Origin of the sequence: uncultured Bacillus sp. (genome assembly GCF_958411575.1) — a bacterium.
In the GTDB taxonomy this organism is placed as follows: Bacteria; Bacillota; Bacilli; order Bacillales; family Bacillaceae; genus Bacillus; species Bacillus spizizenii.
This window is the reverse complement of the sequence record NZ_CATYRA010000003.1, coordinates 263,246-275,946: the sequence shown is the minus strand read 5'-3', so window position 1 is coordinate 275,946 and position 12,701 is coordinate 263,246. Positions and strand designations below refer to the sequence as shown.

The following is a 12,701-nucleotide window of genomic DNA, read 5'->3' as shown; positions in this document are numbered from 1 at the left end:
TCCCAAAAATTAACAACAACTCCTACCTTAGTATACACCATTTGGATACTTTTTTTAGTTAAAAAAACCCTTGTCATCAGCAAGAAAAACTGAGATAATGGCATTGAAAGCGCCTACACTTACAAGATTTCAATTGGATACGGTCGCATATCATGCCGTTATATAGAGGGGATAAGCAACAGAGAGTAAGTGTTCGGAGCGCATCATCGGTCAAACAAGGGGTTCCTGATACATGATTTTTCGTAAATCGAAATAACGATATTAGGGAGAATGGCTGCTTCGATCGTATCCTATCATCATGCCATACATAAAGTCTGCTGAGTCAGGCTTTTTTTGCTTTCCAGAAAAGGTTGTTCTAAACACAGAGACAGGGTCATATCCTATACACAAGTACAGTCATCAAGGAGGGGGACATCTCTGTGTCAAAACAATTGCTTGCCTTAAATATAGATGGAGCGCTGCTACGGTCGAACGGGAAGATTCATCAGGCAACGAAGGACGCGATTGAATATGTAAAGAAAAAAGGGATTTACGTTACTCTCGTGACCAATCGGCATTTTCGTTCAGCACAAAAAATAGCGAAATCACTAAAGCTTGATGTCAAGCTAATTACCCACAGCGGGGCATACATCGCTGAGAAAATAGACGCCCCGTTTTTTGAAAAAAGAATTTCTGACGATCACACCTTTAACATTGTTCAAGTGCTGGAGAGCTATCAATGCAATATTCGGCTTCTTCACGAGAAGTATTCTATTGGAAACAAGAAAAAGGTGAATTCAAATTTATTGGGGAAAGCACTCATTCATCCGTCTGATCCGATCTTTTATCCAGTCCAGTTCGTTGAATCATTAAGCGATCTTCTCATGGATGAGCCGGTGAGTGCACCTGTCATCGAAGTGTATACGGAGCACGACATTCAGCATGACATCACAGAAACGATTACGAAAGCCTTCCCTGCGGTTGATGTTATTCGTGTAAACGATGAGAAGCTGAATATCGTCCCGAAAGGTGTCTCCAAGGAAGCGGGTCTGGCCCTCGTCGCTTCAGAGCTGGGCCTGACTATGGATGATGTCGTGGCCATCGGGCATCAGTATGACGACCTCCCGATGATTGAACTTGCCGGTCTTGGGGTAGCGATGGGGAACGCCGCTCCGGAGATCAAGAGAAAGGCAGATTGGGTCACAAGGTCCAATGACGAGCAAGGTGTTGCCTACATGATGAAGGAATATTTTCGAATGCAGCAGCGAAAAGGATTTCTTGATAAGTTCCACATGAAACGTGTGTAAAAAAAGCCGTTCGCGCCCTGATAGGTGCGGCGGCTTTTTTGCCGGATTGATTTTAACGGTTTATTTCTGTACACTAAAGAAAGTTTTGAATCTGATAAATTAGGTGATGAAGTTGCAAATTAAAATAGAAGGCATACATGATGACCGCCTGCATCGGCCTCTGCAAAATATTGCAAATTTGTTTTATGAAGAGTGCGAGCTTATGTACGGCGGAGAGGAGCCCGCAGATTTTGTCATTTCTTTAGATTGCTTACAAACGGATGAGCATGTGACGGTTTCGGGAGAAGTGAAGGGAACTGTCATAAAGGAGCGGCATACAAAATCTTTTTCTCCCGGCATGAATGAAAAAGAAGCCTTTAAGCAAGTGAAAAACACGATTTCTTATGTGTATCTCAATCTTCTTCAGGCGCATACGGGCATCACGCAAAAGTGGGGAATCCTGACAGGCATCCGGCCCACAAAGCTGCTTCATAAAAAGCTGCAAAGCGGAATGCCGAAGGCGCAAGCTCACACTGAATTGAAAAAAGACTATTTAATTCATGATGAGAAAATCGAGTTAATGCAGGAAATTGTTGACCGGCAGCTGGCGGCAGTGCCGGATTTGTATCAAGTAAAGGATGAAGTCAGCATTTATATCGGCATTCCGTTCTGTCCGACAAAGTGCGCATATTGCACATTCCCTGCGTACGCCATTCAAGGGCAGGCGGGCAGAGTTGGCTCATTCTTATGGGGGCTGCATTACGAAATGCAGAAAATCGGCGAATGGCTGAAGGAGCATGATGTTAAGGTTACGACCATTTACTTTGGCGGCGGGACACCTACAAGCATTACTGCGGAGGAAATGGATCTGCTGTATGAAGAAATGGTCCGCTCCTTCCCGGATGTAAAAAACATTCGTGAGATAACGGTGGAGGCCGGACGCCCTGACACGATTACAGAAGAAAAACTCGCCGTTTTAAACAAATATGACATTGACCGAATCAGCATCAATCCGCAATCATATGAAAACGAAACGCTAAAGGCGATCGGGCGGCACCATACGGTTGAAGAGACCATTGAGAAGTATCATCTGTCACGCCGACATGGCATGAATAATATTAACATGGACTTGATTATCGGTTTGCCTGGGGAAGGCGTGAAGGAATTCAGACACAGCCTTTCAGAAACGGAAAAGCTGATGCCGGAATCTCTTACGGTTCATACGCTTTCCTTTAAACGGGCGTCAGAAATGACGAGAAACAAGCATAAGTACAAAGTCGCCGGCAGGGAAGAGGTTTCTCAAATGATGGATGACGCGGTAGCCTGGACGAAAGAGCATGGGTACGCGCCTTATTATTTATACCGCCAGAAAAACATTCTTGGAAACCTTGAAAACGTCGGATACTCTTTGCCGGGACAAGAAAGCATCTACAACATCATGATTATGGAAGAGGTGCAGACGATTATCGGCATCGGCTGCGGCGCTGCAAGTAAATTTATTGACCGGGATACAGGGAAAATCACGCACTTTGCCAATCCGAAAGATCCGAAATCGTACAATGAGCGCTTTGAGCACTATACGGACGAAAAAATTAAATATTTAGAGCAGATTTTTGAGAAAACGACAAAGCAGCACTGATCACAGTGCTGCTTTTTTTATCCCTGTTTTCTTGTAGGCTGAACATCAGGCTTCCATTTAAATACCTTGTTCAGCAAGCGGTAAATTCGTTTTGATTCCTTTGTTAAAAGCGGTCCCAAAATCGCCAGAATGAGGACATATAATGCGGCAAACGGCTTTAATGTGGCTGACAGGCCGCCGGCTATCCCGAGGTTCGCAACGATAATCGAAAACTCACCCCGTGATACGATCGTCAGTCCGATATTCGATGAAGCCTTATGAGAAAGCCCTGCGCGTCGTCCTGCCGCCATTCCGGCAATAAAGTTTCCGAGAATGGTCAGAATCACTGCTCCCAACGCAAGCCAGACCGCTTCGCCGAGTGAAAACGGATCGATGCTGAGGCCGAAGCTGAAAAAGAACATCGCGCCGAAGAAGTCGCGAAACGGAACGACAAGGTGCTCAATCCTATCGGAATGCTCTGTTTCAGAAAAAACCAACCCAAGCAGCAGCGCGCCGATCGCTTCCGCTACATGGATCGTCTCTGAAAACCCGGCGATAAAAAAGAGCGCGGCGAAAATGACGATAATAAACACTTCGTTTGAGCGAATGTCCAACAGTTTATTCAACAGCGGCGGGAGCTTTCTTGCTGCGATAAAAAACAGCAGCATATAACCGAAGGCGATCAAAATGGACAAGAGTGCACTTCCGACTGATGTCGCATCACCTAACACAAGGCCGGAAACAACGGACAAATACACGGCAAGGAAAATATCTTCAAACATAATGATGCCGAGAATCAGCTCGGTTTCCGGATTGGCGGTTCTTTTTAAATCAACGAGCACTTTTGCGACAATCGCACTTGACGAGATTGTGATGACCCCTGCGAGGACGAGGACTTCCAGAAAGGAAAAACCGGTAATAAACCCGTAAAGCAGCCCGAGGCTGAAATTAATCAAGATATAAATCGTTCCGCCGACCGCGATTGATTTTCCGGATTTGATCAACTTCCCGACGGAGAATTCGAGTCCGAGATAAAAGAGGAGGAACAGTACGCCCATTCGCCCGAAAAACTCGATGATTTCACTGCTTTCTATAAATGTTAGGTCAATAATGCCCGCTTTCGGCGCGTGCGGTCCAACCAGCATGCCCAGCACAATCAGAAACGGAATAATCGAAAATTTAATCTTATTGGCGATTACACTGGCAATCGCGACAAGCACAAGTGCTGTACCGACTTCAAATACGAGATGATCCATCGGCCGTTCACACGCCCTCTCCAGAAAGAAAATCGTGAATCAGTTTCTTCAGATGCTTTCTTTCACCTGAGAGGACAAGTGTGTCATTTTCTTCAATAACCGAATCGGCTCCGGGATTTAAAAGCTTTTCCTGGCTGTGCTTGATGATGGCGATTACAGTGACATCGTAGTTCTGGCGGACATCAAGTTCCCCAAGTGTGCGCCCGATCGATTTGGCGTCTTTTTCGACCTTAAACCATTCAATAATGAGATCGCTGAAGGCCATTTCAATGGACTCCAGTGCTTGCGGTTTATAGACCATGCCACCTAGAATAGCGGCAATTTGCCTTGCTTCAGAATCATCCAATGAGATATTGGAAAGGAGCTCATCCGGGTCCCGGTCATTAAACCGGTATATTTCTCTTCTTCCGTCATCATGAATGATGATCGTCATTTTTTCATGACTTCTCGTTTCGATTTCGAATTTTTTGCCGATGCCCGGCAGATCGTTTTCTTTAATATTCAATGAAAATCCCTCCGAATGTAGTGTTGGCCAAATGGGGTGAGTTGCAAATAAAGCTTGAGCATTTATATTCGGAGGTAATTAGACTGGTATTTGACAGGGACGGCACAAACCTTTTCCAGCCTGTTCATCAGCGGTTCGTCAAGGGGCTTGACAGATAGGCGCCTGACAGACTGCGCCAGCGGGCTGTACTCTTTGATCAGCTCTGCGGGGTACAGGCTGCTCGGCGACGGAATTTTGGCTGATTGTGCTTCCTGCGGATATGAGGACATAGGCACATAGCTGTCAGTGCTTGCTTCAAGCTGTGAAGGCAGAACCACGTCCGAAGGGGGAAAGTACACCACAAATAAACTTAATAGAAAACTGATCAGCAATTTATCCATGTTTCCTTTCCTCCTTTCTCATCCTAATATCCCTTCTTTCACTATATAAAACTTTATGTTCCCACTCAAACAATATGCATTTTTCAGTATCTATTGACCTTGAAAAATAAAAAGGTTTATTTGAGGATGGAAGGGAATGTATATGTGAAAGAAAAAAAGCAAGCGCATACATGGAGGTGTTTCATATGGAATTTATTCAGTATGAAGTGAATGGAGCCGTTGCCGAGATTATCTTGAATCGCCCTGATGCCCACCACGCCTTGAATGAACAGATGCTGTCTGAACTGAAGCTAGCGGTTGAAAAGGCGGCTGCAAGCGAGGCGCTCATCGTTCTTCTGAGAGGAACCGGGAAAGGCTTTTCGGCCGGCGGAGATATCCGGATGATGACATCAGAGCATGACCCTGATCAATTTAAGCAGCTGATGGATACGATTGAGGCTGTCACTCTGACGTTATATCAGATGAAGAAAGTAACAATTGCAGCTATTCACGGCGCTGCCGCGGGACTGGGTCTGAGTTTGGCGCTTTGCGCTGACATTGTGCTCGCAGAAAAAAACGCCGTTCTCGCGATGAATTTTATCGGCATTGGCCTTGTTCCGGACGGCGGAGGGCATTATTTGCTGAAGAAAAGAATTGGGGAAGCGAAGGCGAAAAAGCTGATTTGGAGCGGGAAAAAACTTTCCGCCGCGGAAGCCGCCGATATGGGGCTCCTTGACGGGACATTTGCCGGAGGCCCTGCGGAAGGCGCAAGACCCTTTATCGAAACCCTTTTGGCCTCACCTCTTTTGGCGATGATCGAAACGAAAGCCATCTTTCAGAGCCTCCAGCTTGAAGAACTGAAAAAGGTGCTTTCTCTTGAGCGCAGCGCCCAAGAGAAAATGAGAAGGACCAAGGATCACCAAGAAGGAATCCGTGCCTTTTTAGAAAAACGGGAGCCGAAGTTCCAAGTGTAACAGATCAGCCGGAAAGCTGATCATCTGTGAAACAAAATCAGCTTTCCGGCCGCATTGACTAAACGATGGGTATGACTGTGAAGCTCTTTTTCTTTTAAGAGGGCTTTACCATGCGTTTTTGCCGCTTCTTCATTTTTCGCCTCGAATCGCTCGTTTACCAGTGTTTTCCCCGAAGGATCAAAAGCTGTAAGGAAATAATCAGCCATCAGGTTTCCCCTCCATTTTCAAGGTTTATCAGTCTTCTTCATTTATATTCTAAAAAGGAAATCAAAATCCTTTATTATGTTTCCTCCAAAATTAGTATATAATGGGTCAGGGAAGGAGGAGATTCGGTGCTTAAGATTGATCACGTAACGAAGACATTTGGAGATTTTAAAGCTGTTGACGGATTGGACTTAGACATTCCGGAACAGCAAATGTTCGGTCTTTTAGGCGCAAACGGAGCGGGAAAAACGACGACGTTTCGCATGATCCTTGGCTTATTAAGCATTACGGAGGGTTCAATCAGCTGGAAGAGCCGTCCTGTGAATTATAATATCAGCAGCAAAATCGGTTATTTGCCGGAAGAGCGGGGACTTTATCCGAAAATGAAGGTAAAGGATCAGCTCGTCTATCTTGCCAGATTAAAAGGGATGGAGAAGCGGGAGGCTGTAAAAGAGCTCGGCATATGGCTTGAACGCTTCAATATAACAGATTATGAGAATAAGAAGGTAGAAGAGCTTTCGAAGGGAAATCAGCAGAAAATCCAATTCATTTCGGCTGTTTTGCATAAGCCGGAGCTGCTGATTCTTGATGAACCATTTAGCGGCCTTGACCCTGTCAATGTTGAGCTGTTAAAAGAGGCTGTGATTTCTTTGAAAAACAGCGGCGTTTCTATTTTATTTTCTAGCCATCGGATGGAGCATGTGGAGGAGCTATGTGAGAACCTTTGCATACTGCAGAAAGGAAAGCCGGTTGTGCAAGGCAAGCTGAAGGAGATAAAGCGTTCTTTCGGCAAAAAGAATGTCACCATTCACTCCGATGATGATCTGCGTTTTTTGCAGTCTCATGAAGGCATTCTCCAATGGAAGGAAACGGCCGGAGGCGTCAAGCTGCAGATCGCTAATGAAGACATTTCTCAAGAGATCTTTGCTATGCTTCAAGGAAAAGGGTTTATCAGAAAGTTTGAGCTAGAAGAGCCGTCACTGCATGATATTTTTATAGAAAAGGTGGGGGCCGTCTATGAATAAATTTTGGATCATGCTCTCTCATACATACAAAAATAAGATTATGGCTAAATCTTTTATTATTTCGACTGTCATCACAGTACTGCTTGTTTTAGTTGTAACGAATCTGGAGTCGATCATTTCTTTGTTTCAAGGTGATGATGCGAAAGAAAAAATCGCCGTTGTTGATGAAACAAACGAATTATATCCGATTTTCTCGAAGCAGCTGAAAGCGGTGGATACAAACGGTGATCTTGATGTGAAGCAATCAAAGCTATCGGAGGATGAGGCCACAAAGCAAGTCAAAGATGAAACGCTTGATGGCATGCTCATCATCAAACGCGATGAAAAAGGGACCATATCAGGAACATATAAAGCGTTAACGATTTCAGATGAAAGCACGTATCAAACGCTGCAGCAGGCGCTGACGCAAACCAAAACGGCTGTCGGAACGGCGGAGCTCGGCGTTTCGCAGGAAACGATCAGCAGCCTTTATGCGCCTGTTACTGTCGGACAGGAGGCGTTGAAAGAGGGAGCGAAGTCTGAGGAAGAGCTTGGTCAGACAGTAGGGCTTGTTTATATTATGCTGTTCGTCATTTATTTCTCTGTGATTATGTATGCCAGCATGATTGCGATGGAGGTTGCAACCGAAAAATCCTCGCGTGTCATGGAAATCCTGATCTCAAGCATGCCGCCGATTCAGCAGATGTTTGCAAAGCTGCTTGGCATCGGGCTCGTCGGGATCACACAGCTTGCTGTCATTATAGCAGCCGGCTCTCTGTCACTTAAGTTGAACAAAACGAGCGAAACGGCTTCATCTGTCGGCGGATTCCTTAATCTGACCGACGTTTCCGCAACCACTGTCATCTATGCTGTGATTTTCTTTTTGCTTGGCTACTTTTTATACGCAACACTTGCCGCATTTCTCGGCAGTGTCGTCAGCAGAATAGAGGACGTGCAGCAAACGATCACGCCGATGACGCTTTTGGTTGTCGCCGGTTTTATGATCGCGATGTTCGGCTTGAATGCACCTGATGCAGGATTTATTACGGTAACTTCGTTTATTCCGTTTTTTACACCAATGATTATGTTCTTGCGTGTCGGTATGCTTGATATTCCATTCTGGCAGGCTGCTACCGGAATCGGAATCACACTGCTCACCATTGTCATACTGGCTGTCATCGGCGCCAGAATTTACAAGGGCGGTGTGTTGATTTACGGCAATTCAAGCGCGTTTAAAGCGATCAAACAAGCACTTCGTTTAGCGAAAAACTGATAAAAACAGCCTGGGGATTCTCAGGCTGTTTCTTTATTGACAGAACGTGCATTCGTAAGAATTCGATGCTAAAATAAGGGTACTTCATCCTGGAAAGGAGCAGATTGTTGACTGATCTAACCTTTATTCATGCGGCAGATCTACATCTAGACAGCCCGTTTTACGGGGTATCGCATCTGCCGGAACCGATTTTTGCCCGGATTAAAGAAAGCACGTTTGCAAGCGTGAAACATATGATAGATGCCGCAGTGAGAGAAAACGTTGATTTCATTTTGCTGGCGGGGGACCTGTTTGACGAAGCCAATCGAAGCTTAAAGGCGCAGCTCTTTTTGAAAAAACAGTTTGAAAGACTGAGAGAATGCGGGATTTCAGTTTATGTGATCTTTGGGAACCACGATCATCTTGGCGGAGAGTGGACGCCGATTGAGTGGCCTGAGAATGTCCATATTTTTTCGTCCGCAGTTCCTGAAGAAAAATCGTTTTATAAGGAAGGCAGGCGCATAGCAAGCATTTACGGTTTCAGCTATCAGGCCAGAGCCGTGACCGAAAACCAAGCCGCCCGCTATCGGAGGTCGACTGACGCGCCGTTTCATATCGGTATGCTCCATGGCACGCTATCAGGATCTGAAGGACACGATCCGTATTGCCCGTTTACGCATGACGATCTCGTGAAAAGCGGAATGGATTATTGGGCGCTTGGCCATATACATAAACGCCAGATTCTTTCTGCCGAGCACCCGGCAGTCATCTATCCGGGAAACACACAAGCGCGCCATATGAAGGAGACGGGAGATAAAGGCTATTATCTCGTTCATGTGACTAATGGAGATATTTCTTATGAATTTCAGAAAGCGCATGATGTCCTGTGGGAAAAAGTGACAGTTGATGTGACAGAGGCAAAGAATATGACCGCCCTTTTCCGAATGGTTGAGGACGTGTTTTCGAAGCTGCGGATAAAGGGGAGCCCTGTTTGTGTAAGACTAGTATTACAAGGGCGGGCGCCGGAATGGCTGCTGGAGGCGCCGAAAGGCACCTTGGATGAGCTTCTCGAAGCCTTTCAGGAGCAAGAGGCTGAGGAGGAACAATTCGTTTGGCCGCTTTCATTGGACGATGAGACAGAAAATGAAGCAAACCTTACAAACCTTGATCCTTTTTTTGGCGGTTTATTTGCGGACATTGACCGCGGCGATCTGTCAGATGTGCTGGAAGGGCTTGAGCGGCATCCTGTGTACAGAAGGCACGCCGACCGGTTTAGCCAAGAGGAGTTACAGGAAATAAAAGAGCAGGCACAGATTTTATTGAAAAGACAGCTTAAGGTGCTTGAAATATGAGGCGGTGAAAGCTTTGCGAATTAAATCTTTACATATCTACCAATACGGGAAATTTTCCAATCAGACCTTTCACTTTTCCGCCTCGCCTGTCCAATTAATCTACGGATTAAATGAGGCAGGAAAAACGACGATGATGTCATTTATTGAAAGCATGCTGTTTGGTTTTCCGAAAACGAAAAAATATGAACCGAAAACAGGCGGTGTCTATGGCGGTGTTCTTGAAGCTGAACATCCTGAGTATGGGGCTGTGAAAATCGAACGGACGAAAGGGACTGCCGAAAAGCTGAGAGTGTACACAGAAAAAGGCGAAGTGAAGCAAGGAGATTTTTTAAAGCAGCTGTTCCAGGGCACCACAGACAGGGCGCTGTACAAAGCCATTTATTCGTTTGATGTATTCGGGCTGCAGGAAATTCACGCCTTTAATCGGGACAAGATAGGGGAATTTTTGCTGTTTTCCAGCTTGTTTGGCGCTGAAGCCGTATCTAAGCTTGATTCAAAGTTGACAAAGGAAAGCGAAAGGCTCTATAAACCAAACGGGCGAAACCCTCAATTGAATCAGGAACTGGAAACGCTCAAGCAACTGGGAGCAAAGCTGAAACAGGCTGAAGCAGAGGAAGCGGGCTATCATCAGCTTCTTGAGGAAAAAAGAACGCTTGAAGCCCGTCTTGCAGCCGCAGAAACCGAATTGAAAGAGGCGGCAGAACATATCCGAACGATTGAGGGAGCGATTGAGCTGAAGCCGTTGCTAAATGAAAAAGCGGTGCTGGAACAAGCGATGGCACAATATCCGGAACAGGCGGGACAATTTCCGGCTGACGGACTGCATCAGCTGGAAAAATATGAATCTCACCTCCACCCGAAATCCGCACAGCTGGAGGCTCTTCGGGTGAAGATGGCAGAGCTGGACAAACAGATGCAAAAGCTTAATCCGGATAAAGAAATGTTGGCAAAAGAAACGCTGATACAAGAGCTTTCGGCAGCGTTTCATGTGTACCAATCCTATGGAGAACAGCTCGCCGCCATTCAGGCACAGCTGCGCCAGTCATCTGCACAGGCTGCGGCAGGGCTGGAACAGCTCAATAAAACGGATGAAAATGAGCTCCTGAATATGAACTCGTCATATGACTATGAATGGCAGCTTCAGCAGGCGGTGCAGCAATACGTACAGGCAAGAGACAGAAAACGGCAGCTTGATGAGACATTTGAACTTGCCCGGCAAGAGCTGGAAGACGCAGAAAAGGTCGTTCATGCCGCTTCGTCCGCTATCCTTGAAAACAACGAAAGAAAAGATAAAGAAGCGGCTCTTAAAGCATATGATGAAGCACAGGGGCAGTATCAGGAGCAAGCGAAGCTGAGAGAGCAGCTGAGGTTTTTTGAAAGGCAGCAGGCTAAACAGAAAAAGGTTGTCATTGCAGCTGGTATGTTGTTCATCGTTCTCTTTCTGTTGCTTCAGCAATGGATTCCCGCCATAAGTATCGGCGCCGCCCTTATTGTATATTGGCTTGTGTCTGGGAAAAAAACACCGTCTTCCGGAAACAGCCGGGGGATGAGACAGCCAATGACAAACATTACACCGGCAGAAGCCGAAGCACATAGAGAAGCATTATGGGAGGATGACCGCAATAAACAGCATCTTATCACACAGCGGGCAGTGCTTCAGCAAAAAGAGGCGGCGTATGAAAGAGTCATCCAGCAGTTTGAACAGTGGGAAGCCGATATGGCCCCGGCCTTTACACAGGTCGAGTCTTTTATGAAGGAGCTCGGATTCAAGGAAGATCCGTCTTTTTTGCTTGATGCATACAGCTTAATGAAGGATGTCAAAAAAGAAGTGAAGAAAAAGCATGAGCTGACAATTGAAGCAGGCAGGCTGAAAAAGCACCGACGCACATTCGAAGAACGCGTCAGCATGCTTCATCCTGTGAATGAGAGTCAGAACATCTCCATCTCGGACGCCCTGCACACTTTGCGGAAAAACGTTGAACGTGAAAAAGAAATCGCGAAGCAAAAAAAGGCTATTGAAACAGATATTCATTATACAAAGGAGCAGCTGCTGGAGCTGGAGCAAGAAATACAGTATTTTGAAGTACAGATCGAACAGCTATTTGCTGCGGCGGCTGCAAAAGACAGAAATGAGTTTTGCGCCATAGCCGACATCAACAGGCAATTGAAGGATACGGAGAATAAGCTTCATCACATAAACGCACAGCTTGAAGGCGGACAGCCAGAGGAGCTTAAACTGGCGGATTCCAATACGCTTTCTGAATTGAAAAACAAGCAATTAGTTGAGAATGAAAGAAAAGAGCGGCTGGCTGAGGAGATCCAACAGCTTCGCAGCCAAATCGTATTGCTCTTCGTCAAACAGGAACAATTAGAGGCTTCAGGATTGGTCTCAGATCTCAAGCTTCAAACGGAAATGCAAAAAGAGCGTGTAAAAGAAACCGCTAAAAAATGGGCCTCGATCCAAATGATCAAACGGGTGATTCGAAACAAATTGGAACGGCATAAAAAAGTTGAGCTCCCACGCCTTCTGGAGACGGCTGGAGCATTTTTCCGCCCGCTGACTGACGGTAGCTACAAGACGATTTATTTTTCTGAAACGGATGATTCCATTATGGTGATGCATTGTGACGGAACTGTCTATCATGCGGATGAGCTGTCACAAGGGACGTGTGAGCAGCTGTATACAGCGATCCGGTTTGCTCTGGCCGTTACCCGTCAGGATGGGTCAGGGCTTCCGTTCCAGCTTGACGACAGCTTTGTTCATTTTGATCAGGAAAGACTCAAACGTGTATTAGACGTTCTTTATGATTTATCTGAAGGCGGAAGGCAGATTTTGTATTTTACATGCCATGCCCATGTGAAAGATGCATTTCAAAGCAGCCAAATCATTCATTTGGTGTCATAAAAGAGGT

General features: G+C 45.9%; 11 protein-coding genes. 7 read left to right on the top strand and 4 right to left on the bottom strand.

All coding sequences use genetic code 11. From position 1 onward, the window contains the following. Nucleotides 1-419 precede the first annotated feature (419 nt). Both Q5C82_RS07170 and Q5C82_RS07165 read left to right on the top strand, forming a co-directional pair. Nucleotides 420-1,286 (top strand): Cof-type HAD-IIB family hydrolase, encoded by an 867-nt coding sequence (locus tag Q5C82_RS07170; protein WP_003224242.1) that lies wholly within the window; start codon nt 420-422, stop codon nt 1,284-1,286. A gap of 112 nt (nt 1,287-1,398) precedes the next feature. Next, a complete protein-coding gene (locus tag Q5C82_RS07165; RefSeq protein ID WP_003224243.1) occupies nt 1,399-2,904 on the top strand; it encodes a coproporphyrinogen III oxidase in 1,506 nt (501 codons plus the stop codon). 17 nt (nt 2,905-2,921) lie between these two features. Here Q5C82_RS07165 and khtU read toward each other — a convergent pair whose 3' ends face one another. From khtU to Q5C82_RS07150, 3 genes are all read right to left on the bottom strand, one after another. Next, nucleotides 2,922-4,139, bottom strand: coding sequence for a K(+)/H(+) antiporter subunit KhtU (gene khtU / locus Q5C82_RS07160; protein WP_003224245.1), 1,218 nt, complete (start codon nt 4,137-4,139; stop codon nt 2,922-2,924). 7 nt (nt 4,140-4,146) lie between these two features. Further along, entirely contained in the window at nt 4,147-4,644 is a 498-nt protein-coding gene (gene khtT, locus Q5C82_RS07155) for a K(+)/H(+) antiporter subunit KhtT (RefSeq protein ID WP_003224247.1), read from the bottom strand. Nucleotides 4,645-4,706: 62 nt separating this feature from the next. Next, nucleotides 4,707-5,024, bottom strand: a complete 318-nt coding sequence (locus Q5C82_RS07150; RefSeq protein WP_003224249.1) for a hypothetical protein — start codon at nt 5,022-5,024, stop codon at nt 4,707-4,709. Between the two features lie 185 nt (nt 5,025-5,209). Between Q5C82_RS07150 and Q5C82_RS07145 the strand changes: the two genes are divergently transcribed. Continuing rightward, the gene (locus Q5C82_RS07145) at nt 5,210-5,977 is read left to right on the top strand and encodes an enoyl-CoA hydratase (protein WP_003224251.1); all 768 of its coding nucleotides are present in this window, start codon (nt 5,210-5,212) and stop codon (nt 5,975-5,977) included. Between the two features lie 20 nt (nt 5,978-5,997). Here Q5C82_RS07145 and Q5C82_RS07140 read toward each other — a convergent pair whose 3' ends face one another. Next, a complete protein-coding gene (locus Q5C82_RS07140) occupies nt 5,998-6,183 on the bottom strand; it encodes a YhzD family protein (protein WP_003224254.1) in 186 nt (61 codons plus the stop codon). A gap of 126 nt (nt 6,184-6,309) precedes the next feature. Between Q5C82_RS07140 and Q5C82_RS07135 the strand changes: the two genes are divergently transcribed. The 4 genes from Q5C82_RS07135 to Q5C82_RS07120 all read left to right on the top strand — a co-directional run bounded on the left by Q5C82_RS07135 (nt 6,310) and on the right by Q5C82_RS07120 (nt 12,694). Then, nucleotides 6,310-7,206 (top strand): ABC transporter ATP-binding protein, encoded by an 897-nt coding sequence (locus Q5C82_RS07135; RefSeq protein ID WP_003224255.1) that lies wholly within the window; start codon nt 6,310-6,312, stop codon nt 7,204-7,206. After that, complete coding sequence (locus Q5C82_RS07130; RefSeq protein WP_003224257.1) at nt 7,199-8,458, top strand: ABC transporter permease; 1,260 nt, start codon at nt 7,199-7,201, stop codon at nt 8,456-8,458. Before Q5C82_RS07135 ends, Q5C82_RS07130 begins: the two co-directional genes overlap by 8 nt. 104 nt (nt 8,459-8,562) lie before the next feature. Further along, entirely contained in the window at nt 8,563-9,789 is a 1,227-nt protein-coding gene (locus Q5C82_RS07125) for a DNA repair exonuclease (RefSeq protein ID WP_032727225.1), read from the top strand. Between the two features lie 4 nt (nt 9,790-9,793). Further along, nucleotides 9,794-12,694 (top strand): ATP-binding protein, encoded by a 2,901-nt coding sequence (locus tag Q5C82_RS07120; RefSeq protein ID WP_079996535.1) that lies wholly within the window; start codon nt 9,794-9,796, stop codon nt 12,692-12,694. Nucleotides 12,695-12,701 lie beyond the last annotated feature (7 nt).

What these genes read in the sequence shown, in the direction of transcription:
- khtU (WP_003224245.1), bottom strand. Translation starts at nt 4,139, where the DNA reads ATGGATCATCTCGTATTTGAAGTCGGTACAGCACTTGTGCTTGTCGCG.
- Q5C82_RS07150 (WP_003224249.1), bottom strand. Translation starts at nt 5,024, where the DNA reads ATGGATAAATTGCTGATCAGTTTTCTATTAAGTTTATTTGTGGTGTAC.
- Q5C82_RS07145 (WP_003224251.1), top strand. Translation starts at nt 5,210, where the DNA reads ATGGAATTTATTCAGTATGAAGTGAATGGAGCCGTTGCCGAGATTATC.
- Q5C82_RS07140 (WP_003224254.1), bottom strand. Translation starts at nt 6,183, where the DNA reads ATGGCTGATTATTTCCTTACAGCTTTTGATCCTTCGGGGAAAACACTG.
- Q5C82_RS07130 (WP_003224257.1), top strand. Translation starts at nt 7,199, where the DNA reads ATGAATAAATTTTGGATCATGCTCTCTCATACATACAAAAATAAGATT.